The following is a 25,111-nucleotide window of genomic DNA, read 5'->3' as shown; positions in this document are numbered from 1 at the left end:
TTTGCTGGTGGCGTTGACTGCGGCGGGGAGGAACAGATGCTCCTCCCCTCCAGCGCTGATCCAGGGAGACGGATCAGCTGATCGGGTCGAGAACCGTCGGCCAGGCCTCCTTGTTCGTCCTGATGGCTTCGAGCAATTTGTCCTCGCCGATGCGGCGGGCGATCTTCTTCCACTCCGCTTCCGTGTCGGCCATCGCCTGTTCCGCTGTCTTGGCCTTGGTCAGCGACGCCATCAGATTTTCGTCCAATGCGTTGTGGAAGGCGGTGGCGCCGGGATAGTTGATCGTCGGCACCGTGCGGGCGACGGTCTCGCGCACCACGTCGATGTGGTAGGCGTGGTAGGTCTGGCGCACCAGCGGATCGGAGAAATCCGAGAGCCGGAACGGATCGAGATAGCCGCCCGGATTGGCGCTCATCCAGGCATATATGCGGGCGGAGCCCAGCCACTGCAGCAAAAGGTAGGCGACCTCCTGGTTTTTCGACTGAGACGAGACCATGCCGGTCAGCGAGAACCACAGCACGGAACGGCTGATCAGCTTGCCGTCGACTTCGCGGCCGGGCGGCAGCATCGAGCCGATCTTGCCGGTGACGGCGGAATCCTTGTTGCCGGCATTGTCGAGGAATTTCGGCAGGTTCGAGAAGGCGCAGGTCATCGCCGCGCCGCCCTTGGCGAAATTTCCATACTGCTCCGGCCAGCCCCAGGAGATCGCGTCCGGCGAGTGATGAACGAGCGAGCCGACATATTCGTTGGTGGCGGCAATGCCGTGCTCGGAATTGATCAGCGGCTTGCCGTCGTCGCCGAACAGGAACTGGTTGGGCGATGCCATCGAGACATAGCGCTGATACCAGTTGGTGTAGCCCCAACCCTGGTTGCGCAGGTCGGTGGAGCCGAACAGGCCCTTGTCGGGCCGCTGGAAGAAGCCCGCGATGTCACTGTGCTGCTTCCAGGTCTTCGGCGGCGCCAGATCGTAGCCGAATTTGTCCTTGAACGCCTTCTGCTCGGCGGCGTCGCCGAACAGGTCGGTGCGGTAGACCCAGGTCTGGAAGTCGCCGTCCAGCGACACGCCATAGTTGGACCCGCGATATTTGTTGAGCAGCGACACGCCCTTGGCGCCGTCGACATAGCCGGTCTTGGGATCGTCCCATTCGGGCTTGTACTGGGCGACGAAGTCGTCGAGCTTGGCGATGCCGCCGGTCTCGGCAAGGTCGCCGAGGCGGTTCCATTCCGTCGAGTAGATGTCATAGGCCCCACCCTTGGTGGAGATGTCCTGCATCGTCTTCGTGAATTCCTGGCCGTTCGGCAGGCCGACGATCTCGATCTGGATGCCGGTTTCCTTTTCCCACAGCTCCTTGATCGACGGCGCACCCGCCGGGAAAGGCTGTGTGAGTTGACCAATCGAGCCATCCGACAGGCCAAGCACGATCTTGGCCGGCGCCTTGCCTGCTCCCTTCAAGGCCTTGGCCGCCTCAACGGCACGGCCTTCCGGCGTGTCGGCGCCATATTGATAGCGCTCGGCGCCCTCGAAACCGGTGGGGCCGCCTACCATGCCTGGCGCCAGCGCGTCGGCCGCAACGGCACGGCCGGGACGGATGAATTGCGGTGCGATACCGGCCGCAGCCACGAACGCCGCCGCCTTTCCTCCGGACGCCAACAAGCCGCGTCGCGATATGCGGATCAAATCAGACATTGGAATTCCTCCCTCAGGCCCGATGTTTCCTCCACGAGCCCATTGAGGGATATTGACGGCAGCACCGGAAGGCTGTCAACATCATAAATACTCAAAATACATCGTAACACCGCAACTGCGGAGAAAATACGTCATGCAAAGGTCGACACACCGGCTCAATGCCTCGATTTGATGGGAAATCTGCCTTTCTGGCACGCGACTATCACGCCGGGCGACGCGATTTAGCCCAACTTCCTTGCGCATCGGCTTAGGCTGGATACATCATTTCCCATCAGAATCGCTGATGGCTGGCAGCTGTGGCCGTCGGACGGGCTAGCGGCATTGTGCGATCTTATGCATTGAGGAGATGAAGACGGTGCGTTCCACCTTGACTGACATAGCCCGGGAAGCCGGCGTTTCCGCCGCCACCGTCGACCGCGTGCTGAACAACAGGCCCGGTGTGCGGGCGCGCACGCGTGAGATAGTGCTCGAAATGGCGCAGCGCCTCGGCTACATCGCGGAGGGCCCGAACGGAGCGCCGCCCAGGCCCTCACCTGGAGAGGTCATCCGTCTCGACTTCGCTCTGCCGGCCGGCACCAATTCCTTCATCAAGATGCTGCATCGACACATCGAGGCGCAGGCCCTAGCGCGCCCCGATCTCGACGTCCACATCGCCACCATAGAGGGCTTCAACCCCGACCGGCTCGCCCGCCTGCTGCAAGAATTGCGTGGACAGACACAAGGCGTCGGCGTGATCGCGCTCGATCATCCAACGGTGCGCGAGGCGATCCGCTCGCTGTCGGCCAATGACGTCAAGGTGGTGACCATCGCCTCCGACATCCTGCATGTTCCGAGAGTGGCCTATATCGGCATCGACAACCGCGCCGCGGGGCGGCTGGCCGGCTATCTGCTCAACCGCTTCATGGGATCGGAACGCCCAAGCAAGGTGGCGCTGTTCGCCGGCTCGCTGTCCTATCGCGGCCATGAGGAACGCGAGATGGGATTCCGGCACATCTTGACCGAGGAGTCGCCCAATCTCAAGATCGTCGAGATGCGCGAAATGCTGGATGACCGAGAGAAGGCTTATTCGGAAGCATCAGCGCTTCTGGACCGGCACCCCGATCTTGCCGCGATCTACAATGTCGGCGCCGGCAACACCGGCATCGCTCGGGCGCTCAAGGAGCGTGGACGCGCCAAAGACATTCTCTTTCTCGGCCACGAGGTGACAGACGGCACCAAGGAACTTTTGTTGGATGGGACGCTCGATGCGGTCATAGATCAAAATCCGCGCGTCGAGGCGCGGGAAGCGCTCAATATTTTAAGCCACTCTGTCAGGCACTTGAACTATGAACCGCATCAACCACGACTTCAGGTGATTTTCAAAGAGAATATACCTGAAATCTGATCAATGGATCCGTGATCTTATCGCAAAGCACAGCGTTGGCGTCGCCACCGGTCCCAAATACGAACGAGAGCCCGAATGATCTCGTCAAAGCCGCCGATCTGGCACTATTCCGTGCGAAGTCGGAGGGCCGAGATCGGGTCGTGGTTGATGGTGCATGAGAAGGCCGTCGCCCGTTGCAACTCGGTCAGCCTAAAAGACCAAGTCCACTCATAGCACCGAAGTCGCGAACGATTGGGGCGAAGAGGGTTCTGGATGTCGGCACGAAGCCGACGAATGGCATACGCCCGTCCGTCCGCGACGATCACCTGAGGCATCGCCCCGGCCCCTGGCGCACGAGCAGATATGTCGCAGGCAACCTCGTGTGTTATACACGCACGCTGACTTTTTGGGTCGGACACGAGATCGATGGACCAGGAAACGCTTCTTGCCGCAGTCCTCTTAGCTGATGTCGTGGGCAGCACGCCACTCTATGAGCGGATCGGAGACGATGCCGCTCTACAGCAGGTCTCGGATTGCCTGGACACGATGCGCGAGATCGTCGCCAAGCACGGTGGTGATTTCATTTACTCGAAGGGCGATGACATACTCAGCCTCTTCGAGAGCCCGGAAATGGCGCTGAGGGCCGTCTGCCAAATTACCCATCAACTGACTAAAGGGCCGTTGAGCGCCCGTATCGGATTGCATTTCGGGGCGGTCATTCGCGCGCGGGGCGCGATATTCGGTGACGTTGTCAATGTCACCGCAAGGTTGTCCACCACGGCGAACCCCGGAGAGGTGCTGATCAGCCAGAGCTTCTGCGAAGCCCTTTCCCCGAGAAGCCGCAAGGGCCTGCGGCTCCTCGACAAAATGGCCTTGAAGGGGAAGCAAGAGTTCTTCGATGTCTACACGCTGTGGAGCGACGATGGGGCCCCCGGTACGCAGATCACCAGCCATGGCGCCACTACAGATAGACGCTCGGTCCTGCCGCGGCAGATTCATCTGGTCATCCGCTACAGAGATCAGCTGCGATCCTGTCGAAACGGCGAATCCGTGACAATCGGCAGATCGGCGGAATGCGATATCATCGTCGAGCGGCCCTGGGTATCGAGGCGCCACGCCGCCTTCACCATATTGAATGGCAGAGCTCGGCTTCTCGAACGAAGCTCTTCGGGCACATTTGTGTCCATGGGACTCGGCCACGAAGTATTCGTACGCCGTGAAGATATTATCCTCTTCGGCTCCGGCGTCATCTCGCCTGGAGTGAAGTCGGCCCTCGACGAAGCCCAGCTTCTTCACTACGAAATTGTCTCGGATTGACCCGGCCCGGATACTAGCTCGACCGGTTTCGAGCTGGTTCGCTGGCGCCTCAATATCGCGCCGTACTCTTTGACAGCCATTGGAATCGACCGTTCACAAATGTGCCAAGGCCAATCCAGGAACGTCTGCTCTCGAAGTTGAACTGCGAAGAGCTGACTTCCGTTTCCCTCGCTGAGTTCGACGGAGCCGCGGCCGGTGCATCTCCCTCGCAGGATGCGGAGTTCTACCTGCTCCGAGGCCACATTCTGCAGGTGGATGGTTTCGGCAGCAAGCTGGCCCGCTCGATCGATGATGCGCTAGGTCTTGCCGCGAAAAGGCCGGTGCGTGGGAATTGTGCTGGACTGTCGGCCAGACAATGAGCTGGCGACGGGAGCGGCCGGCTGAAGCGGGATGCCCGGACCAATTCCCTGCCCTGTGTCGCCTTGATATCCCCAGGCGCTGAAGGTCAGCACAGGCTGTTGCAGCCCGGGTCGACGAACGCTTCATCAGACCATTTGCGCCGCAATAGCTCCTCGACCACCTGCGAAGGCTCGCGATTGGGCTACCGTCACGAAATTGGCGCAGAAGCGCAGACCACTGACATATCGCGACGTCGAGATGGAGCTCGATACCACCGTGTTTGCAGCACCGGGGAAAATTCCTCTTGGTCCGATCGAGTTCAAGTTGCTGCGCCACATGGCTCGAGAATCCTGAAAGGTGATCAGATGAATTCATCGCAGCTGGCTGGTCGCAGAAAGCCAGTGTGAGCGCCCAGGTGGTCGACGTTCACATGAGCCAGTCGCGAAAGTTGTTGAAGCAGTCGTCGCAGAGTTGCCATTCGCACCGTGCGGCTTGCCGGCTATTCTCTCGATGACACTGCGGGCTGACGATCTCGGCGATTGGGTTCAGAAAGGTCGCTGCGTGACGCCGCAAGGGGACCGACGCGATGGGAAAGGTCTTGGCAGCTAGGGGACTTAGCGCCACCAACATTGCAGCCGTGGCGCTACGCTAATCGAGAGAAAGTCGAGGCGTATAGAACAAGCGACATGAGCGTGTCGGATTGTTTGCATTCAAACAACCTTTGCGACGCTATCCGTGCCTTCGCCTTGCTGGTGCCGGAGGAAATCATGACGTCGCCCGACAATTCGGTCGAACTCGTTCGCGACAAGAAGTGGACGGTCCGCGTCACCGCCTACGGCAGCACCCTGACGTTTCCGTTCGAAGCAGAAAGCTATGCACGTTCTTACGCCGATGGTCAGGCATTCCGTCTCGGCGTTCAGGTGGCGGAACTGAAGCGATGCGGCTGACACTTTGTCGACGCGTTGGCGGATAGCCTGCATCGCGATCGGAACGAATAGGTCGCTGATTGCAGCCTCGCGATTTTTCCATCAAATCCCGCCTGCAATCTTGACAGCAACTCGGCAAAATCCCTCGCCGACTAGTGTTGTCATATGAGCTGGAGCTTTCCTCGCCGCCGGTGGTAGGCGGGATACGCTGCCGGGAAAGCCCTCTTTTCGCATAGACGCGAACCTTGTGCTTTTCCATCTCAAGGCTGATTGGCGGCTGGATGCGCGCGCCGTCTTTCATATTCTGCCATCGGCCCGCGCGGAGCGTGGAATCAACGGCGGGGAAGCGGATGATGTTTCCTGTTTGCGCTCGCGTAGCGCAAGAAACGCTGCGAAGAGCATGATAGCCATGCCGATGATGTCGATCAGGCTAACCTCCTCGCCGTAGGTGATGATGCCAAGCACGACGGCAATCACGGGTGAGACGAAGGCAAATGCTCCGGCGCGCGAGGCGCCGATTTCGTGCAGGAGCTGGATAAAGAGTGTGTAGCCTATGAACGAACCAAACAGCACGAGGAACAGCCACCCGACCCAGGCCGGCCAGCCCCAATCGCCTTTTAGAGCCGCGGCCGCGCCTGGCTCCACAACGAGTGAGATGAGAATTAGGAATGCGCCCCCGAAAAGGGTGGTGAAGCCGGCGATGAAGTCCGATGAATATACCTCAAGAAGCGGCCGCGCGAGCACCGAACCCCATGCATAGATTACAGCTGCCGACGCCACCGCTGTCATCGCCAGCAGCCGGAGCCCCCTGCCCTGCTGGTCTGCGTGTGTCCAACTAGCATAGGCTTCGGGCCCGAACAGGACGCACAGACCGGCCGCACCGAGCAAAATCGCAAAGAGCCTGCGGCCGTCATAGCGTTCGTCCCCCAGAAGCAACGCAAAGCCAAGCAGCGTGACGGGGGTCAGCGAAAGCTCAAGAACAGCCGCGGTGCCCGTATCGATGTAGAGCATGCCCCAAAAGAGTGGGCCATAGCAAAGCGGAATCATAAACAACGTAACAACGAAAAGGCGCGGCCAACTCCTTTTCGCCACCCCTGGTAGAGCAGCGCCCCTTAGGCGCGTCGCACTGAGGATCAGCAAGCCGGCTACTGTAAAACGCGTGCCTGCGAACATCAGAGGCGGCACGGTGGCGATCCCTGCCTTGATACCGATCCACGTGGTGCCCCAGATCACACATAAAACCAAAAATGTCGCTGTGTTGCGGTTCATCGGAAGCAGCCTTCGCTGGGCGTTGTTGGTTCGTCGTAACGGCCACAAGACGTTTATTTCGTTACAACGGCCTCTTGCCAATACGGTTCCGCCAACCGATGTTTCCGGGATGGATTTTGCGAAGACTATCGTCGACATGCGCATGGTTGGCGGTCACGCCTGCCTGGACTTCGTCAACACGGTCGACGCGCGACGCGATGTATGGGGCCCAGACCTCTTGCAGACCTATGCCGACCTGGTCGTCTGGGCTGGACGTGCCGATTTGATCGACGTCGATGAGGCGCGAGCACTGCTCGCGGAGGCTTCCGCCCGCCCGCTCCTTGCGGAGGCGGCATTGGAAAAGGCCAAGATTTTGCGCGAGGCCGTTTACGCGGCTCTCCAGGCCGAGGCGGCAGGCGCCCGGGTGCCGGACGATGCCTTGCAAATCGTGCGCGATGCAGTCGCCCTAGCCCTGCCGAAGCGCTCGCTTTTCCCGTCCGGCGACCGCCTCGCTTGGCAGTGGACCGACGCAGCCAGTCTGAACACGATCGGCCACCGCGTGGCCTTTGAGACAGCCGAGTTTTTGGTGTCCAGGAATGACCGCCGCCGCGTGCGCGAGTGCACCGGGCCGAACTGCGGTTGGCTTTTCATTGACACCTCGCGTGGCGGGCGCAGGCGGTGGTGCTCGGATGAGAGCTGCGGCACACGCAGCCGGGTAAGGCGCTTCAGGGCAAAAGCCGCAGGGAACATGGCTCCCAACAGCAAGAATTAGTATCTGACGCCAGGCTTGGATGACCAACGCAGCATAGTTGGCTTCACGCTGTCCCTGTCGCTGTTTGTCCAACGAAGCTGGTCTCGCGAGCGACTGTGGCCAAGACTGTGGAGAACACAGCCGGCGCGGCAAGCCATCATCGCGTTCCAGAGCGGGTTGCTTCGGGGCCGCCTACCTCGCCACGCTTCGATCGGTCGATCTGCTCAAACTTGACGGGAACTCCGGTAGCGTTACGGCGTTTTTCTCAGTCCGAAACAAACAAGGATAGGTGCCATGGACTGGAACCGTGTCGAAGGCAATTGGAAGCAGGTAAAGGGCAAGGTCAAGGAACAGTGGGGCAAACTCACAGACGATGATCTGGACCGTATTGCCGGTAACCGCGATCAGTTGGAAGGCAAGATTCAGGAGCGCTACGGCATTGAGAAGGACCGCGCTCAGCGCGACATCGATGACTGGTATGGCCGGCAAGGCTGGTAGGTCGCCGGTTCCAAACTGAACTTGAAAAAGGGCTCCGAGAGGTACGGCGCCCTTTTTTGCCGCGCTTCCTGTCGCCTTTTCGTCTCACGACAATAGCGCTCACGGAGAGACGTGGAACCGCCAAAGGTGCCCGTCGTTATCTGGTTCTCGAAATTACATTGGGGGATTAGTTGGACAGAGACGACGCCTCAGCGATCGCAACTGGAGTTAGCGGGCTCGACTACATTCTTCGTGGCGGCTACGCCAGGAACCGCTCCCATCTTATCGAAGGGAAACCAGGTTCTGGAAAAACCACTCTTGGCCTCCAGTTTTTGATCGAGGGCGCCAAGAAAGGCGAGACATGCCTTTACATCACTTTGTCAGAAAGCAAGCGCGAACTGCTCTCGGTTGCTGGCCGTCACGGCTGGGACCTGAAGGCGGTGCAAATTCTTGAACTTGTGCCGCCGGAGCTCAGTTTCGATCCGGCGCAGCTACAGACCTTGATCCATTCCTCGGAATTGGAACTCGGCGAAACCGTGCAGTCTGCCATGGCCGAGATCGGACGCGTCAGACCCGATCGCGTGGTGTTCGATTCGCTCTCTGAAATTCGACTTTTATCGCAAGGGTCATTGCGGTATCGGCGCCAGGTGTTGGCATTGAAGAGCTTCTTCATGCTCAACAATGTGACGGTGCTTATGCTCGACGACCTGACGGCTGAGCAGGATGACCTCAATTTGCATTCGATCAGTCACGGCGTCATTCGGATGGAGCAGCTGTCGCCCGTCTATGGTGGAGAGCGTCGGCGGCTACGCGTGATCAAAATGCGCGGCGTGCAGATCCGGGGCGGCTTTCACGATTTCGTAATTCGCCCAGGCGGCGTTGTCGCCTATCCGCGGCTCGTTGCAGCCGAGCATGAGGTGGCCGAGCATGATACGCCGGCCATGAGCAACAACCGGATCGACACCCTGCTTGGCGGCGGGCTGGCCCGTGGTACCAGCACGATGCTGATGGGGCCGTCTGGCGTTGGCAAGTCTACCATTGCCTGCACCTATTGCTATGCCGCACTCGAGCGTGGCGAGCGTGTGCTGGTGCTTTTGTTTGACGAGACAAAGCGCATCTTCTTGGCGCGCGCCGCCGGGCTCGGCATGCACCTGGAGCCGTTTGCCGAGGACGGCACGCTGATGCTTGAATGTGTCAATCCGGCTGAGCTTTCACCAGGCGAATTATCTTCGCGCATCCAAGCGGCCGTCGAAGAATCCAATGTGCGGATCGTCGTGATCGACAGCCTAACCGGCTATCTCAATGCCATGTCCGAAGAACAGCATCTGGTGCTTCAGATGCACGAGATCCTCACCTATCTCAATCAGAAGGCAGTGGCGACGATCCTGCTGTTGGCCAATCACGGGCTGTTTGGGCAAACGGCAGCGCCGGTCGATATGACCTATCTCTGCGATTCCATCATGCTTCTACGCTTCTTCGAGAACGCAGGTCAGTTGAGACGCGCGATTTCGGTTGTCAAGAAACGTGTCGGCCCCCATGAAGAGACGATTCGTGAGTTTAAAATCGGCGGTAACGGCGTGGCCGTAGGTGAGCCACTGGAACAATTCCGCGGCATCCTGATGGGATCTCCGGAATTTGAAGGCAAGCAGACAGACCTTCTGAGGGACAAGGCGCTGTGATGTCGTCCAGCCCCGCCGTTCTCGTGCTGGCGCCGCTTGGCCGTGACGCGAGGATCGCGGCCTCCATCCTGGCTACAAACCAGATTGCCTCGCGTGTGTGCGGCAGCTTGGAAGAGGCAGTGCCGCTTCTCGACGAGGCTCAGTGCCTTGTCGTGGCCGAGGAGGCCCTGCTCAGTTCCGATCGAACGCAGTTTGCGGCCTGGCTTGAAGCCCAACCCGCATGGTCGGATTTTCCGATCGTGCTCCTGACGATGCGGGGGAACGAAGTCGACACGCGGATGGCATTTCTGGACCGCTATCTGATCGTGCTTGAACGGCCATTTCTGGCTTCGAGCCTCGCCAACTCGGTGCGCTCCGCCTTGCGTGCCCGCGCCCGCCAGCGTGAGGTCCAGTCCTACATCGAACAGAAGCGGGAGGTCGCCGATCGGCAGAAATTGCTCATCCGCGAACTGCATCACCGCGTCAAGAACACGCTGGCCAACGTTCGCGCCATGATGGGCGCGACGGCCAAGTCGAGCGGCAACGTCGATGATTTCGTACGCGATTTTTCAGCCAGGCTCGTTTCCCTGGCCCAGACCCATTCGATGCTTACCGACGATTATTGGCAGACTGCCTCCCTGCACAAGCTGCTCGAAAGCGAGCTTGACCACTATGAGACGCGCGACAGGCCGCGTATCGTTATGGAAGGCCCGAACGTAGCGCTAGTCGCCGACATTGCGGTCCCCGTCGGGATGGCTTTCCACGAACTGGCCTCCAATTCGTCGAAGTTTGGCGCGCTTTCGCAAACGGGAGGCCGCCTTGATGTCCGCTGGTCGTTAGGCGGGTCCGGCGATACACAGATCGTCAATCTTGACTGGCGGGAACGAGATGGGCCGAAAGTCGAGCAGCCCAGTCGCCGGGGGTTTGGCACGACACTTCTGGAAAAAGTCGTGACCGTGCAATGCAACGCAAAGATCGAATTGAACTACCATCGTGACGGCTTGCAGTTCACCATGGCCTTGCCGTTGCGAAACACGCGCCTTGTGCCGGCTTACTGAGCGGCAACGGAAAGGCAGGCTGGGCGCCGCGATAGGGATTAACTGAGCGTCACTCGGCAGGCTGGTCTAGCGCTTTAGCCAAAACATCAGTTCCGAAAAAGACCGCCTCTATATCTCCCATATGCCTCTGCAACATTGCGAGAGCTCCGGCGTGGTCTATGCGGCCGACCTTGGTGATGAAGTCGAACTCGTGCCGCGGCGCTGTGACCCGGGTCATGCGTCCTAGACGAAACTTTGGGCTCCCGGAGCTCAGCTTTGTCGCCTTCGTGGTCACCCCCCGCCATTTTGATCACGATCTCGTTGATAGCCCGGATGCGCATCTGAATCATCTGCGACCCGTCGGGGTTCCGACTGGCGTCGTAAAAACCAAGAGGCCCGCAGGCAGGCTCGATCGACGGTCAGCTATCCCGAACAGCAAACGAAATCACCCTCGCCTTTGGCCAACCAACTTTCGCCAGATCACCTTCGCAATGCCTGCGGCCCCAGTACGGTCAGACAGCCCGCGCATCTGGCGGCCGAAGTGAGGCGCCGGGAACATACAACGTCGGTCGTTGTTTCTCTGATCAGGAGGAAAGATAATGGCAGACGATAAGAGCAAGCGTGATTTTCGAGATCGCAATCGTGTATCAGTCGATGAAGATTATGAGGTTCGCTATTTCGCCAAACAGCATCGTATCACGCCAGAACAGGTCCGCGAGCTAATCAGAGAACACGGCAACGACCGGAAGAGGCTCGAACGCGAGGCAAGAAAACGGGCTGATATCGGCTGATGGTCGCGACGCATCACGCGGCTTTTCGACGAGCGGGTCTGAAAGGCTGCGCGAGCGTGAAAACGTCTGGCCGGATGCCCGCCTCGACTTGCTTCCATGTGACCGGGTGGGCAATTGGGAAGCCGGGCCGCGCTCGCGGGGAAAAAGCGCCTATTGCGGTATTGCCCCGTCCGTTGCGGAGATAGTCGAGAAAGATCCGGCCTCCTCGGGCTGCGGGGTCAGCTGACAACAGGTATCGGTCAGGATCGGTATCAACCAGACGGTGGGCGAGCGACTTGGCCAGTTTCCGGGCGCTGTCATGGTTCATCGTCGCAACGAGCGGGGCCATCAAGTGGATGCCTTTGCCGCCAGTGACCTTTGGCCAGCTCTCCAAGCCTGCCGCTTCCAAGATGCCCCGTAGCGCCAGCGTGGCCTCGATCACAGCGTCCCATGGCACGCCTTCTCCGGGATCGAGGTCGAGGACGAGCCGGTCCGCATGTTCGATGTCTTCAATCGTCGCGTTCCAAGGATGAAGCTCAACGGCATCCATCTCGACCAAGCCAAGCAGACCATCCATGTCATCTATCCATACCCGAATGCCTTCGCCGCCTTCGCGCTTTTGAACGCGGAGCTGGTGCACGGACGCCGGTATCCGAGGTAGCGGTCCCTTGTGATAGAAGGTTGCGCCAGAGGCGTGGCGGACCAGCTTCAGCGGTCGCCGAACGAGATGAACTAGAACTTGATCAGCGACCCGCCGCCAATAGTCTGCCAGCTCTTCCTTGGAAGGTGCAACCGCATCGGGTAGCAGCTGGAGAATGTTCTCGCGCGGGACGCCGTGTTGTCCTTCCGACCTCCGCTTGGAGGGCGATGGAGGCTTGGGCGGGATTGCCTTAAGATCCTCGCGTAGTCCCTTGAAGACCGCCTCCCGCAAGATGCCGCGGTCAGACACGCCACTGAATTGTACCTCGGCAAGAACGTCTGGTTTGACCCATGTCGCCTTGGGCTTCTTGATCGGCTCCGACAGCGGTGACTTGGCGACAACAAGCGGATTAAGCCGCTCCCTAACGCGCCGGGCTGCGTCCAGCGTATAGCCGGTCTGGGCCTTCCCGGCATAAAGCAGCCGGTCGCCCTCTCGCCTGCCGATGTACAACGATGCGATGCGGCGCGGCTGCGCGCCAAGTTTCTCGACGAAAGCCACGATTGGAAAAGTGTCGCTCTTGACACATTTGACCTTGACCCAACTGGTCTGGACGCCCGAGCGGTAGTGAGCATCCGCTCGCTTCGATACGATTCCCTCTATGCCCATCCGGCAGGCATGGTCGAACATATCCTTGCCGTTCACCTCCAGATGCTCGGCATAAGTCAGGGTTGGCTCGGTTTCGGTCAGCAGCTTCTTCAGCGCAGCCTTGCGCTTCACTAACGGTTGTTCCCGTAGATCACGGCCATCGAGGTACAGGAGGTCGAAGGCGTAGAGAGTCATCCGCAGCGAACTTGGGTTGCCCAGCTCACGTTCCAGGGCTTGATAGTCCGGCAGGCCGGTGTCGCCCAGGACGACAGCTTCACCATCGATGATAGCGGATTTGACCGGCAAGCTTACCGCGGCCTGAACAATCCTCTTGTAACGGTGGGACCAATCGTAGCCGCGACGCGTGAATGCTCGCGCCTTTCCGCCTTCAACGACCAGCTGCGTCCTGTAGCCGTCATATTTGATCTCGTGAAGCCAATCTCCGCCTTCGGGAGCTTTCTCGACCAGTGTGGGCGATTGGAACTCGATGAACGAAAGCCGGTCAATGGCACTGGTCATATGCTCGCGACTCCAGGAATCGCGACTCAAGCCCCAGCGCCCCTGTCGGTTCCGAGCCTTTTAGAAGAATTGCATCGCGACGATTGGTTATCCGCCTCACTTGTTGATGTGGCGGCGCAGCAGAGTGATGTTGCGATTGTTCGCCTTAAAATAGACGTCGAAGATCGAGCCGAGAATTGGGACACTTCCTACGAGCGTATCCAGCAGCACGTTGCCTAGCATGCGGGCGACCAACCCATTTCCGGCACCGACGTTTCGAGCTCGCAAGACGATGTAGGCCGAGACAATGCCCGTCGCCGCATCTCCGAGTACGGGGACCAGACCTACGAGCGCATCCAGTCCAAAACGAATTGATGTGCCTGGAATGCGCCAGCGGGAATCGAGTAGCGCGGCCAATAGATCCAACTCGGCAAGTACGTTTGCTGTATCACCACCGTGACCGCCCTGCCCGATCATGCCAACTCGCGCGCCAGTACGATTTAGTATCTCTCCCTGATGGATAGCCGTCACCTTAGATATCGCTTTGACCGCCTGAATTCGCTTGCGTCCTGTGCGATGGCACGTCGTCGAGCAAGGTCGTCTCACCGGAGCTTTTCGGCGCCTCAACGGGCAATTCACCAGTAGGCGTCATTTTGCTGACGGCCTCAGGCAAATCTCGCGTGATCCGGCTTATGAGCTCCTCGCGCGAAAGGCCGGTCTGCATCGAGAGGGAAGTCAGGGTGTCTTCGTCTATGGCTGCTTCCACCTCGCTTGGCTGGATCGGCTCGTTCGGCCCGGTGCCTACCCACGAATCGACCTTCGATCCGGCGCCTGCCCCTCTGAACCGGTCGAGAATATCGCCAAGCGCGGTCCCCGAAACGCCTTTTGAAAGCTGATCCAGAATCCCGCCTTGCGGATCATTTGGGTTGCGATCACCCGCTCCACGGATCATGTCGCCGATCTTGTCGCGATTTTGGTATGCCAAGACGCCGAGCATCGCGATCGCCAATTTTCCCAGGTTAGCCATTGGTACCTCCACTGTTCAATGGACAAGGGCTCAACATCACAAAAGTTCCGACTGGCGACGATCTAATTGAATAAGGGCTGGCGTATCGACACAGACATGAGCGGTGCTGCCTAACCGGCTTGTTTCCGTTTGCGGTGCGGCTTCGGCCTCGCAGACGTTGATCGTGCAAAGCTCGTTGCCTGCCTGATCGCGCATGCGCACTAACCATCCGGTCATATCGTCATCGCCCAGATCAGCCAACAGGCCGATTCCGCAACGGATCGCTTCGGCGCGAGCGTCCTCAAAACTTGGCGTCTCGGCAGGCGGAACCTAGCGAGCCTGGTCGCCGTCGCGATAGTACAACGTATAAGCGAGATGGATTCCACGCGCTGCCTTAGAGTATGGAACTACCACCCTCATCTTTGACGGGGGTTTGGCCAAACAGCGAACATCACTAGGCCTAAGACGATCGATCGAGGTCGACTCGCGCGACGGCGGAGGCGCCAAGCGAGATGCTTTGATCATCCAGCGGTCTTGCGGAACTTTCCATGAAGTCGGGATCGGTTGCCGCCCGCTCGAACTGCTCGGCGCCGAGAAGAGCAATGCGGGCGCTGCTCGGCGAATCCGAAAGCCGCACAGATTGCGTCTTGGCGGTAAGGTTAGCGACCCACAGGGTCACGCGGCGATCTTTTTCAGCCGCGATCGTGGCGACGCCGTCAGCGCCGGCAGTTCCTACCGACAGCAAGGTGGCTCCGCCGAGCTTTGAGAGACCAGCCAAGACATGGAAAGCGGGATAGACCGTTGGGCCATCCTGCTGATCATACCATGGCTGCACGAAATCAGCCTTCCTATGGATTTGGCCAAAGGGGCCGGCGAAGTCACCGAACGCGACGGCCTCGATTCCTTCGCGAGCGCAGGCCGCGAAATATCCGACAGTCCAAGCCGCATTGAACAGCCCGCGCTGACGAGGATCAATGCGCGATAGACAGACGCGAGCGTTCGCTTCATTCGGCGTAGTGGATTTTCCGTATGGGTTCTCACGGCAGCCGAGCTGGATGGGACCGATACGCAGTGGCAAGCGTTCCCCCATGAAAGCATGCGCGGAGCGGATTAGATGGGGGATTGCCTGAAGTGTCTCCATCACCGAGACATCATCTGCGGCGTGCACGCTGGGACAGGTGGTGAAGGTCACGTAGTCGAGCGCTTCGGCTGGCGGACGCTTGCGGTTGAGTTCGGTGAAGTAAGCGGCCATGCCGCCGCCCAGCGCGATGCCCGGGAAAGCCCGGCGAGCGGCGGAGTAGCTTTCGTGGAAGCTGGGCATAGTCGGCCACGGTGCTCCCGGCTGTACGGATGTCATGTCCTGCGCCGGAAAGACGGAGACAGCTTCTAGTTTGAGGCCGAGTGAGTGGACAGCATCCGCGACCGGCGCCAATTCGCCGAATGGATCGCGCGTGCCCTTGGTGACAATCTCGAGGACCACGCCAGCGCCGGTCAGCCGTGCGAGCGCGGCGTAGCTTTCTAGTTCGTCCTGGCCGTGTGCGATCCGGAGATCGACCTGGCAGACCATCCACTGGGGAGCCATTCGTCGTAGGAGCTCGGGGGTTTCGAGCGCGTGCTTTGCCTCGTCGGCGGCGACGCCGACGCCAGTGCGGGGCACTCGGCCGACCGGTCCGCCGATCGTCAGGTTGATGAGTGGATTGCGATTTTCAGACGTCCCGGCAGGGAGCGTTCCTGACACGTGAAGCCGGACGGCCTGCGTGAATTTCTGGCCCCTGGGCAGTCTGTAAGGCCACGGGCGACGCAGAGGGCGGACATATGTTTTATAGGAGGCGTCAGACCAATTGCGTTGGTCCTCCATCTCAAAGGCATCACCCTCCATGGTGCATGTCGCCCAGATCCCAGGCGCGATTTCGTGCGACAACGCCCGGATGTCGGTGAACGGACATTTTGGATCGATGTGGTCCGGAAAGAACGATAGCTCGTCGTGACCATCCTCATGCAGCACCTTTATCGGCTTGCCGGCCAAGCCCTCGATCGGATGAAGGACCACGAAGCCGGTCCGATTCGTCAAAAGGTCAGTCTCGGGCTCTGCCTCCGCCACAAACGACAGCGCACCATCGCCACTGCCTGAGACGCGCGCCCGGTAAATCAGGCGGCCGGATGTTGCGGCACATGTTGCACGGTATTCAATGGCGAACGCATCCGGCCTCTCGTCGATCCGCAGATCATCGAGAACGGTGGTACATGTTCCCCAGTTTTCGTCCCGTACAAGAAACGAGATTCCGCGCAAGATCTCGATCGTCCCGATGCGGATGTAACGCAAGGCGCCATTGTCGAACGCGACCGACAATGATCCGGCGCGCAGTGTGCGCAGCGGTGCCTCGAGCTGTTCGGTGCCACACAAGCGGACTGCCAGGGAAGCTGTCGAGGTCAAATTGCCCGCTCCGTCGTGGCGTCGAAGATCGAGGCCCGGTTCATGTTGATGTCGATCGCAAGCTTCTCGCCCGGACGGCTGACATCGTGCGCCTGCAGCTCAGCCATCACCGGCGCGCCGGCCAGTCGGAATGTCGCGTAACTGCGCGAGCCGGTCGGCTGCAGCAGGTCGATCGTTGCCTCATAGCGAAACGTGCCCTGCTCCGGCATGGCAGTGTGCGCACGAGTGAGGTGTTCTGGCCTCAACCCGAGCAGCACCTGCTGTCCGTCCGCGACGCCCTTCAGCCCCCTGCCGGGCGCTAAGGGTAGCAGTGCATCTGCGAGCCGGATGGCAGCGGCGCCTGCGTCCAAGGCAAGGGTGCCTGGCAGGAAGCTCATCCGCGGCGAACCCAGGAACCCAGCGACGAACGTTGAGGCCGGGTGCTCGAACAACTCGAGTGGCGCGCCCTGCTGCTCTATCAACCCGTCGCGCATCAGCACGATACGGTCAGCCAACGTCATCGCTTCGATCTGGTCATGGGTGACGTAGATCATCGTTGTCGCAATGTCCTGGTGAAGGCGTTTGATTTCGCCGCGCATTTCGTCGCGAAGCTGTGCGTCGAGGTTGGACAGCGGCTCGTCGAACAGAAAGATGCGGGGGTTGCGGACTATGGCGCGGCCGATGGCGACGCGCTGGCGCTGGCCACCGGATAATTGGCGCGGAAAACGCCCCAGCAAGGGAGTGATGCCAAGCATGCGTGCCGCCTCGGCCACGCGCACCTCGACCTCTGGCTTCGGCATCTTGCGAGCCTTGAGGCCGAAGCCAATGTTCTTGGCCACGCTCATATGCGGATAGAGCGCATAATCTTGAAACACCATTGCCACGTCGCGATCGCGCGGCCGGAAATCATTGACCACCTCGCCGCCGATCTCGATCGTGCCTTCCGATATCTCCTCCAGGCCGGCGATGGTCCGGAGCAGCGTGGACTTGCCGCAGCCGGACGGTCCAACCAGGACGGTGAACTCGCCGTCGCGGATGTGGAGGTCAATGCCGCGCACGGCATGGAACGCGCCGTAGCGCTTGTGCAAGCCGGTAATTTTGACTTCGGCCATGCGGGAGCTTTCCTAACCGCGAACGGCGCCGAGCGTCAGCCCGCGCACCAGATGACGTTGAGCAAGGACCCCGAGGGCGATCGATGGCACAAGGGAGACGATGGCAAGGGCCGCGGCTTCGCCATATTGCGCGCCCTGGAAGCCGATGAAGGCGCGGAAGACCGTTGGCAGTGTAAAGGCAGTTCGGCTGGTCAAGATCAGAGCGAAGAAGAACTCCGTCCAGCATGCAATGAAGGCGAAGACAGCCGCCGCGACGATGCCCGGTGCTGCGAGCGGCATGGCAACGCGCCAGAACGCCTCCCATCTCGTGCAGCCATCGACGAGGGCCGCCTCCTCCATCGACTTCGGCATGCCGCGGAAATAGGCGAACATCATCCACACCGAGACCGGCAGCGTGAAGACCGTATAGGCGATGATCAGGCCGACATGAGTGTCGTAGAGCCCGACCTGGCGATAGATCAGGAACACCGGCAGCACGATCCCGATCGGCGGCAAAAAGCGCTGCGACAGCACCCAGAAAGACAGATGCTTGCCGCCGGTGTCGTAGCGCGCCAGGCTATAGGCCATCAGCGTGCCGAGCAGCGCCGAAAGCACCGTGGCCGAAAGCGAAATAATCAGGCTGTTGATGAGCCCGTCGAGACCACGATAGGCGAACAGCGCAGCTTTGTAGTGGACAAGCGTCGGAGCGGCGGGGAACCAGACAGGCGGTACGGTGAGGTAGTCGTCGCTGGGCTTGATGGAGGTGTTGAACATCCAGTAGAGCGGCCACAGCACGAACACCAGGAAGAACCCCAGCAGCAGAATTCGGCCGATCGGCAACGACCGGCGTTTCCTGCGGCGGGCGGGCGCGACGGCGGCCATCAGACCGGTTCTACCTTCAAGAGCCGACGCACCAGCAACGTCACGATGAGCGCCGTAAAGATCAGGAACAGCCAACTTCCTGCTGTTGCCTGCGACAGATGAAACTGTGTGAAGCCGATGGTATAAAGATAATAGGAGGCCGTGTAGGTTTGTGTTCCCGGGCCACCCCCTGTCATGATGAAAATGGTGTCGAACATACGGATTGCGTCGAGCAGACGGAAGGTCAGCGCCAGCAGCATCATCGGCCCGAGATGCGGGAGCGTGATCGCCCAAAAAACCTGCCAGGCGTTGACGCCGTCGAGTTCTGCCGCCTCATAGAGATTGGGTGGGATTGCGGTCAGCCCGGCGAGCAGGATGACGAACATGAACGGCGTCCACTGCCAGACATCGGCGATGATCAGCGAGACGTAGAGCCACGGGCGCTCCGTCATCCAGCCGATCGTAACCTCCTGCCCCAATAGTTGCGTCAGGATATAGTTCGTCGGTCCGAAAGGCCGCTGTAAAAGCAGCGTCCAGGCTTGGCCGACGATGACCGGACTGATGAACAGCGGCACGATCAGGATCGACATGATCACACCGCGGCCCGGAAAGCTGCGCACCATTGTCAGCGCCACCAAGAGGCCGAGAACGAATTCTATAGCGACGCTGATGCCCGACAGCGATGCTGTCAGCAACAGGGACCAACGTGCTACGGGATCGAACACGACCCGCTCGAAGTTCTTCAATCCGACAAAGGCGTGGCCCGGCACCTGGAAGTCGTAGTTGATGAAGGATACCACCAGCGAGAACAGAAGCGGATAGATCGACAGTGCCAATATCAGCAGCACAGCGGGGCCGACCAGCAGCCACTTGAAATGACGGTCTGCCCATTGAGCAAAGGCAGACAGCCGGGGCGGTGCGCCGGCTGCCTTCAAACGACGGATCGTGGCGGTGGGCTGCATAGGCGTATCCAAAATCGCCGCTTAGCGGGGAGGTGTTGCGAGCCAAGCGCCCGCAACACCGATTGCTCCAGAGAAGTCCGCCTGCCCTCAGAGGGTGACCGCCATGCCAAGTTTTTCCACCGTGTTGTCGGCGGTGGCGCCAGGCAGTTTCAAGAACTCGGTGTAGAAGCCCTTCTGCGAATCCACACCCAGTCGGTCGGTCGTCTCGTTCCACTCGGCGGCCGCCGTTTCAAGCGACGCCTTCGGATCCGCACCAGCCCACACCGCCGTGCACATGCGATCGATGCTCAAGAAGTAGTCCTGCGCGCCTGGCATGATCGGGTCGAGCAGACCGACATTTGCCGAGTTGTTGAGGTTGGCAAGGTACTCCTTGGCACTCGGGAAGAGCGCGCCGTAGAGCTCGGACTTGAAGTGCGAGATGCGGTACGGGTCGCGTAGAGCGTAGGGCAGCATGCAACGTGCCAGCGAGACGGGTGGCGAGCATACCCACTGCATGAACAGATACGCCGCCTCAGCGTTGGGCGAGTCGGCCGACAGTGCCTTGTTGTAGCCGGTGGCATGTTCCGGATTTCCCGGAACCACGGCATAGCCGACCTTGCCGGCGATTTGGGACTGCGGAATGAAGTTGATTGCCGTGGCCGACTGCGAATAGTTGGCCGCCATACGGCCGCTAGGAGGCCAGGAATAGATCATCGCGACTTTGCCGGTCAGGAAAGCCGCCCACAAGGAGACGGCGTCGAGCTCGTTGTTGCCGGGGATCGAGGCCTTGTTTGCGGCGAGCATGTTTGTCAGCGTCTTGACGCCGGCATCCGAAACCAAACCTGCCTTCATGTCGTCGCCGAAGAGTTTTCCGCCGTTGGCCCGGTACTGCTGCAGAAAGTCGAACTGATTGCCGGGGCTGCCCGCCTTGCGGAAATGTCCCGCGCCATAGACCTTTGGCGCCATCTGGTCGGTGATGAACTGGGCGATCTGGGCATATTCTTCCCATGTCTTGGGCGGTCCAAGCTTGGCGTTGAACTTCGCCTGGTAAGCCTCCACCATTTTAGGGTCCTCGAAAATGTCCTTGCGGTAGTAGAGAGCGAACATGTCGCCGTCGTCGAAGAACCCCCAGATCTTACCCTTGTAGGTCGGCAGCGCCTTGTACAGGGGATGATAGTCCTCGAGGTCTGCCGGGTTCATGTATTTGGCGATGTAGTCGTCTAGAGGGGCGATGACGCCGCCATCGGCAAGCGACGGCGTCCAGGCCGGCGAGATGTCGAGGACGTCATAGGCACCCGAGCCGGCGATGTGCTCGGCGACCGCCTTGGAGTACTGGTCCGGGTTCGACAGCTCGACGACATTCGACTTCATCCCGGTAAGCTGCTCCCACATCGGCCCACTGAAATTGCGCGGGTCGAGTGCCTGCAGGCCAGCCTCGTAGGTCATGTTGAGGGTGACGCCCGAATGCGCCTTGGCCGCCTCCGCCGCGCGAAAGGCGGAACCGTCCGCAGGCCCTCCCTTCGATGCTTTCAGGGCTGCGGCCTGCGCCTGGCCGAGCGGCGACGTGGCGTCCGCCAATTCCAATGTTTGCTGCGCCAGCGCCCAATCGGTCATTATCCCCAGCAGCGGGCCGGACACGGCCAACATACCGGTCATCTGACCGAAGCGGGTGATGAAAGTTCGGCGGGTGGTTTCGCCGCGCATGAAGGCGTCGACCTCAGCTTCGAGGCCTGCCTGAAAGTCACGTTTTTCACGATCGTTCATAGTGCTTGGTCCTCCCATTTTCCTTTTGCTTCACTCGCCGCCGGCGCAGCGGTCAAGCATTTCCTCCCGTAAGGTCGCCGCAAAGAGGCCGCGGCGGCGCGCCGAAAATCAGTCTCCTCCTAGGTTCCGAAGCGGGCGGCGAGCCCAGACAGCCTGGTCTTCCACAGCTCGCTCGAAAGCACCTCGCGATTGACCACGCCGCGCGGCTCGCGACCACGCTGCACCTCGATTACCGCTTTGACGTCGGCGGCACCGTTGCCAGCAAAGCACTGGTCGGTCCAGCAAAGCGCGTGCGGCGCCAGGATGACATTGTCGAGTTTGAGGATCGCATCGTCTGCGTCGGGAGGCTCTTGTTCCAGCACGTCGAGACCGGCGCCGGCGATGCGGCGCTCCTGCAGTGCTTGCGTCAGCGCTTTCTGGTCGACGATCGGGCCGCGCGCGGTGTTGATCAGGTAAGCTGTCGGCTTCATCAGGGCGATCCGCTCAGCATTGACGATGTGGTGGGTCTGGGGCGACAGGGGGCAACTCACCGACAGCACGTCGGCGCGGCGAAACAGATCCTCCAGCCCGACCAGCTCGACGCCCAGGTCGGCAGCGACCCCCTTGCCGGCAAACGGGTCATGGGCAATGAATTGCATGTCAAAGGGCTTCGCCAAGCGGAAGACCTCGGCACCGATGTTGCCGATGCCCAGCGACCCAAGCGTACGCCCGACGAGGCCGACCCCCATATGTTCGGAGCGCTTCTCAAAACCAACAGACCCTTTGCGGGTGAGCGCGTCCTTTGTCAGCAGCTTGCCGGTCAGCGCCAGGATGAAGGTGATGACGGATACGGCGACGGGCCGTCGCACGCCATCGGGCGTGATGACCAAGGCAATACCGGCTGCGGTGCATGCCTCAACGTCGACAGTGTCGTAGCCGACCCCGAAGCGGGCAACGACGGCCAGGCGGCCGCTCCTGGGGACACTCGTGGCATCGAAACGATGGGCGAGGAGGATCAGCGCATCGAAATTCTCAAGTTGGTCGCCGCGAAGCGGACTGTTTGACTCCAGGAACACCATCTCGACACCTATCGCATTGCGCAGCGGCTCCAGATCGAAATCTGGGTAGGTCGGCGAGCCGTCCGGCCTGCGGAAATCACCGGAAAGCGCCACCCTGAATTTCACGCTGTCCATCGTCTCTTCCGCTCCTATTGGCACCCGGCCCGGATCTTGGAAACCGCGTCGGCGATCGCGTCGTGCAGGACCCAAACGTCGCCTGAATAACATATGAAATCGAAGCCCTGTGCGTAGAACTCGTGTCCCTGGGCGACGTTGGGCACCAAGCGTCCAAGCGATTTGTTGTGCTTCTTGGCGGCGGCCACGATTTTGGCCATTGCAGCAGTGAAAGTGGGGTGGGCGAAGTCGCCAGGAATGCCGAGCGAGACGGACAGATCGAAATGCCCAACCCACAGACAATCGACCCCGTCCAGTCCCGCGATGCCGTCAATGTTCTTGACGCCGTCGGCGGTCTCGATCAGGCAGATGAACGTCGAGCGCTTGTTGGCGGCCTCGAATTTGTCAGCGACCGAGCCCGGACGGTAACGGTCATGAGCGATCTGCAGCGCCACGCCGCGGGCGCCGGCAGGGTGGTATTTCATGGAGTTGATGATGTGCTGCGCCTGTTCGACGCTGCTCACCATCGGCGCGATCAGGCCTTCGGCGCCCATGTCCATGGCGCGGGCGAGGAAATGGTAGTCCTGCGATGGCACACGAACCATCACCGGCAGATCGGCCGCCTCGAAATAACGGATCGCACTCTTCAGCGTTTCCAAGTTAAATCCCGAATGCTCCATGTCGAAAAAGACGAAATCGCAGCCAGCGGACTTCAGGATGTGACCGATTCCCGGCGTGGCGAACTCGGCGACGAGCGTACCGAGCTTGACCCGCCTGTGAGAAGCTAACGCCCTGAGACTTGGCTCCGACATGCACTTCCTCCCGTTCGCCCCAATGGGCCAATCCGCCTATGTTCGCTTCAATGCGTGGCTTCAAGAACGAGGTCGCAGGTCGTCACCAACTTGGTCACGACGAGCGGCGCGCTCTGCGTATTGAATTCGTCGAAATGAGCGGTGCGGCAGTGGTCCTCGAATGCGGCCTCGCTATCGTAAATCTCATAGAGCAGGACCCGATCCAGTTCGCCGCGCGCCTCCGTCACGTCAAAGCGGCGGCAGCCGGCCTCGGTGCGCATCGAGGCGGTCGCATTGGCGTCGACAAGTTCTCGGAATCTGTCCCGGGCACCAGGCCTCAGGCGGAAATCGACCCAGACGACAAATCCGGTCATCACTTGGGCCTCGCAAGTTGCAGATAGCGCTTGGCCACATATTCGAGATGGCTGCGCATGGCCGCCTCTGACGCGTCTGGATCGCGCGCGGCGACGGCCTCGAAGATTTCGCGATGAGCCTGGTAAGCCTTGCGGTCTTCACCCTTGGCCAATGTGGTGCGACGCTGTTCGAGCAACCATTCAGCCAACGCCGCGTGAATAGCTGTAAAGATCCGATTGCGGGTGATTACCGCCAGCACGTAATGGAAGTCTACGTCCGTGCGCTCGAAGCGCGCCAGGTCGCCGATTGATTGACGGTTGAGTTCGAGCGCCTCCTTGAGGCTCTCAATGTCTTTCGGGGTAGCATGCACAGCGGCGTTGCGGGCAAGGCCGACCTCGAAAAACAACCGCGCGCTCTGGAAGTCGTGAACTCCTCCCGGCGCCGAAATCATGTGCCGAGCCGGCCCTGAAAGGGCGTCGATCACGAATTGAGGAGTGGGTCGAGTGACGCGGGCACGCTCCCCCGATTTTACCTCGACAAGGCCCATTTTGCTCAGATGCAGCAGCGCCTCACGGATGGAAGGCCGCCCTACCCCGAACTGCCGCATGAGTTCCCGTTCAGATGGGAGACGGTCGGCTTCGGCCAACTCTCCCTCTCGGATCATCCGCTCGAGGTGCGCTGCCACCTCGTCCGAAAGCTTCCGCTGTTTGATCAGAACTCCGATCATGTGGCATACCTGTTATACCAATCAGGTACGTTATGATCCCATAGCACCCTTGTCAACGATGTCTAAGCATCCGGTAGCCGAGCCGTTTAATCACTCCGCCGATGTCGAGGCGTCCTTTGCACACGCCTTCAACGTCTTCACCAAGGATATCGGTGACTTGAGGAGCGCGAGCACACTCTGCTCGGTGTTCCGATCGGGGACCGTCTTCGAACCCTGGGTCGGGTGGTCAGTTTCAACTGCGGTGTGGACCGCAGTGAGTGCCACCGGGCCGTGTGCTGGCCGAGACCTACCCAACCGCCTGCTTATGAGCTGCAACATTGAACGATGCGCATTTGAAACTGGTTTTCTCAAGATCTTTTAGTCCTGAGGGCCTCAGGCGGGGGCGCTTGCCATTTAGTTATCGTCACCTGCAAATGCCGAACCCGCACTCGACGCCAATCTACGCGTTGGCCAGTTTGCGACATCTGGTTTCGGCGATTCCGCTTTCAGTAGCGACGATCATGCTGGACGGCTGATATGAGGCGCGTTCCCGCCTGGCAGCTTAGGGGCAGCAAGCAGGACGTCGGCTTTCTTGCCTCGACCTGGCCTAAGCAGTCATTCAATTCGTGGCCTCAAGCAACTCATCCACGCTCCTCCTGACGCGGCGTGCCAACCAG

At 60.3% G+C, this 25,111-nt stretch carries 22 protein-coding genes and 1 pseudogene; 8 read left to right on the top strand and 15 right to left on the bottom strand.

Annotated features, from left to right (window positions below):
- Positions 1–73: 73 nt before the first annotated feature.
- Complete coding sequence (locus tag ACYG9Z_RS26145) at positions 74–1,687, bottom strand: extracellular solute-binding protein (RefSeq protein WP_023682259.1); 1,614 nt, start codon at positions 1,685–1,687, stop codon at positions 74–76.
- 355 nt (positions 1,688–2,042) lie between these two features.
- Here ACYG9Z_RS26145 and ACYG9Z_RS26140 point away from each other — a divergent pair, with 355 nt between their 5' ends.
- The 3 genes from ACYG9Z_RS26140 (at position 2,043) to ACYG9Z_RS26130 (ending at position 5,653) form a co-directional block, all read left to right on the top strand.
- Positions 2,043–3,071, top strand: coding sequence for a LacI family DNA-binding transcriptional regulator (locus tag ACYG9Z_RS26140; protein ID WP_023669472.1), 1,029 nt, complete (start codon positions 2,043–2,045; stop codon positions 3,069–3,071).
- Positions 3,072–3,476: 405 nt separating this feature from the next.
- The gene (locus tag ACYG9Z_RS26135; RefSeq protein ID WP_023715432.1) at positions 3,477–4,367 is read left to right on the top strand and encodes an adenylate/guanylate cyclase domain-containing protein; all 891 of its coding nucleotides are present in this window, start codon (positions 3,477–3,479) and stop codon (positions 4,365–4,367) included.
- A 1,025-nt stretch (positions 4,368–5,392) separates the two neighbouring features.
- Positions 5,393–5,653 carry a hypothetical protein gene (locus ACYG9Z_RS26130; protein WP_023682263.1) on the top strand — a complete coding sequence of 87 codons (261 nt, stop codon included), beginning with the start codon at positions 5,393–5,395 and terminating at the stop codon, positions 5,651–5,653.
- Positions 5,654–5,929: 276 nt separating this feature from the next.
- On the opposite strand, the gene ACYG9Z_RS26125 is transcribed toward ACYG9Z_RS26130, so the two are convergent.
- The gene (locus ACYG9Z_RS26125; protein ID WP_023682264.1) at positions 5,930–6,901 is read right to left on the bottom strand and encodes a DMT family transporter; all 972 of its coding nucleotides are present in this window, start codon (positions 6,899–6,901) and stop codon (positions 5,930–5,932) included.
- Here ACYG9Z_RS26125 and ACYG9Z_RS26120 point away from each other — a divergent pair.
- From ACYG9Z_RS26120 to ACYG9Z_RS26100, 5 genes are all read left to right on the top strand, one after another.
- A complete protein-coding gene (locus tag ACYG9Z_RS26120; RefSeq protein WP_352839602.1) occupies positions 6,819–7,652 on the top strand; it encodes a CGNR zinc finger domain-containing protein in 834 nt (277 codons plus the stop codon). The genes ACYG9Z_RS26125 and ACYG9Z_RS26120 overlap by 83 nt on opposite strands.
- A 273-nt stretch (positions 7,653–7,925) precedes the next feature.
- Positions 7,926–8,129, top strand: coding sequence for a CsbD family protein (locus tag ACYG9Z_RS26115; RefSeq protein WP_023682266.1), 204 nt, complete (start codon positions 7,926–7,928; stop codon positions 8,127–8,129).
- A 170-nt stretch (positions 8,130–8,299) separates the two neighbouring features.
- Entirely contained in the window at positions 8,300–9,787 is a 1,488-nt protein-coding gene (locus ACYG9Z_RS26110) for an ATPase domain-containing protein (RefSeq protein WP_023682267.1), read from the top strand.
- Complete coding sequence (locus tag ACYG9Z_RS26105; protein ID WP_023746308.1) at positions 9,787–10,824, top strand: sensor histidine kinase; 1,038 nt, start codon at positions 9,787–9,789, stop codon at positions 10,822–10,824. Before ACYG9Z_RS26110 ends, ACYG9Z_RS26105 begins: the two co-directional genes overlap by 1 nt.
- A gap of 578 nt (positions 10,825–11,402) precedes the next feature.
- A complete protein-coding gene (locus ACYG9Z_RS26100; RefSeq protein ID WP_023715431.1) occupies positions 11,403–11,594 on the top strand; it encodes a DUF3606 domain-containing protein in 192 nt (63 codons plus the stop codon).
- A 13-nt stretch (positions 11,595–11,607) separates the two neighbouring features.
- On the opposite strand, the gene ligD is transcribed toward ACYG9Z_RS26100, so the two are convergent.
- The 13 genes and pseudogenes from ligD to nanR form a co-directional block, all read right to left on the bottom strand.
- On the bottom strand, positions 11,608–13,377 hold the full coding sequence (gene ligD / locus ACYG9Z_RS26095) for a DNA ligase D (protein WP_023752937.1): 1,770 nt from the start codon (positions 13,375–13,377) through the stop codon (positions 11,608–11,610).
- 96 nt (positions 13,378–13,473) lie between these two features.
- Positions 13,474–13,833 carry a DUF4112 domain-containing protein gene (locus ACYG9Z_RS26090; protein WP_032911339.1) on the bottom strand — a complete coding sequence of 120 codons (360 nt, stop codon included), beginning with the start codon at positions 13,831–13,833 and terminating at the stop codon, positions 13,474–13,476.
- Between the two features lie 55 nt (positions 13,834–13,888).
- Positions 13,889–14,383, bottom strand: a complete 495-nt coding sequence (locus ACYG9Z_RS26085) for a YidB family protein (RefSeq protein ID WP_023682271.1) — start codon at positions 14,381–14,383, stop codon at positions 13,889–13,891.
- Between the two features lie 36 nt (positions 14,384–14,419).
- Positions 14,420–14,668, bottom strand: a pseudogene (locus ACYG9Z_RS26080) (hypothetical protein); the annotation flags it as partial.
- 154 nt (positions 14,669–14,822) lie between these two features.
- Entirely contained in the window at positions 14,823–16,796 is a 1,974-nt protein-coding gene (locus ACYG9Z_RS26075; protein ID WP_023752936.1) for a hypothetical protein, read from the bottom strand.
- Complete coding sequence (locus ACYG9Z_RS26070) at positions 16,793–17,887, bottom strand: ABC transporter ATP-binding protein (RefSeq protein ID WP_023705660.1); 1,095 nt, start codon at positions 17,885–17,887, stop codon at positions 16,793–16,795. Before ACYG9Z_RS26070 ends, ACYG9Z_RS26075 begins: the two co-directional genes overlap by 4 nt.
- 12 nt (positions 17,888–17,899) lie before the next feature.
- A complete protein-coding gene (locus ACYG9Z_RS26065; protein WP_050586890.1) occupies positions 17,900–18,748 on the bottom strand; it encodes a carbohydrate ABC transporter permease in 849 nt (282 codons plus the stop codon).
- Positions 18,748–19,689 carry a carbohydrate ABC transporter permease gene (locus ACYG9Z_RS26060; RefSeq protein WP_023705662.1) on the bottom strand — a complete coding sequence of 314 codons (942 nt, stop codon included), beginning with the start codon at positions 19,687–19,689 and terminating at the stop codon, positions 18,748–18,750. The genes ACYG9Z_RS26065 and ACYG9Z_RS26060 overlap by 1 nt, the downstream gene beginning before the upstream one ends.
- An 87-nt stretch (positions 19,690–19,776) precedes the next feature.
- Positions 19,777–21,432, bottom strand: a complete 1,656-nt coding sequence (locus ACYG9Z_RS26055; RefSeq protein WP_023705663.1) for an extracellular solute-binding protein — start codon at positions 21,430–21,432, stop codon at positions 19,777–19,779.
- Between the two features lie 119 nt (positions 21,433–21,551).
- Positions 21,552–22,604 carry an NAD(P)-dependent oxidoreductase gene (locus ACYG9Z_RS26050; protein WP_023705664.1) on the bottom strand — a complete coding sequence of 351 codons (1,053 nt, stop codon included), beginning with the start codon at positions 22,602–22,604 and terminating at the stop codon, positions 21,552–21,554.
- Between the two features lie 14 nt (positions 22,605–22,618).
- Complete coding sequence (locus ACYG9Z_RS26045; protein ID WP_023705665.1) at positions 22,619–23,395, bottom strand: HpcH/HpaI aldolase family protein; 777 nt, start codon at positions 23,393–23,395, stop codon at positions 22,619–22,621.
- Between the two features lie 47 nt (positions 23,396–23,442).
- Positions 23,443–23,748: a putative quinol monooxygenase gene (locus ACYG9Z_RS26040; RefSeq protein WP_023669450.1), complete on the bottom strand. Its 306-nt coding sequence runs from the start codon at positions 23,746–23,748 to the stop codon at positions 23,443–23,445.
- Entirely contained in the window at positions 23,748–24,455 is a 708-nt protein-coding gene (nanR, locus tag ACYG9Z_RS26035; protein ID WP_023705666.1) for a transcriptional regulator NanR, read from the bottom strand. The genes ACYG9Z_RS26040 and nanR overlap by 1 nt, the downstream gene beginning before the upstream one ends.
- Positions 24,456–25,111 lie beyond the last annotated feature (656 nt).

Source organism: Mesorhizobium sp. RSR380A (assembly GCF_054719385.1).
The sequence above is the reverse complement of the archived record's forward strand: the minus strand, read 5'-3'. Positions and strand labels throughout refer to the sequence as shown.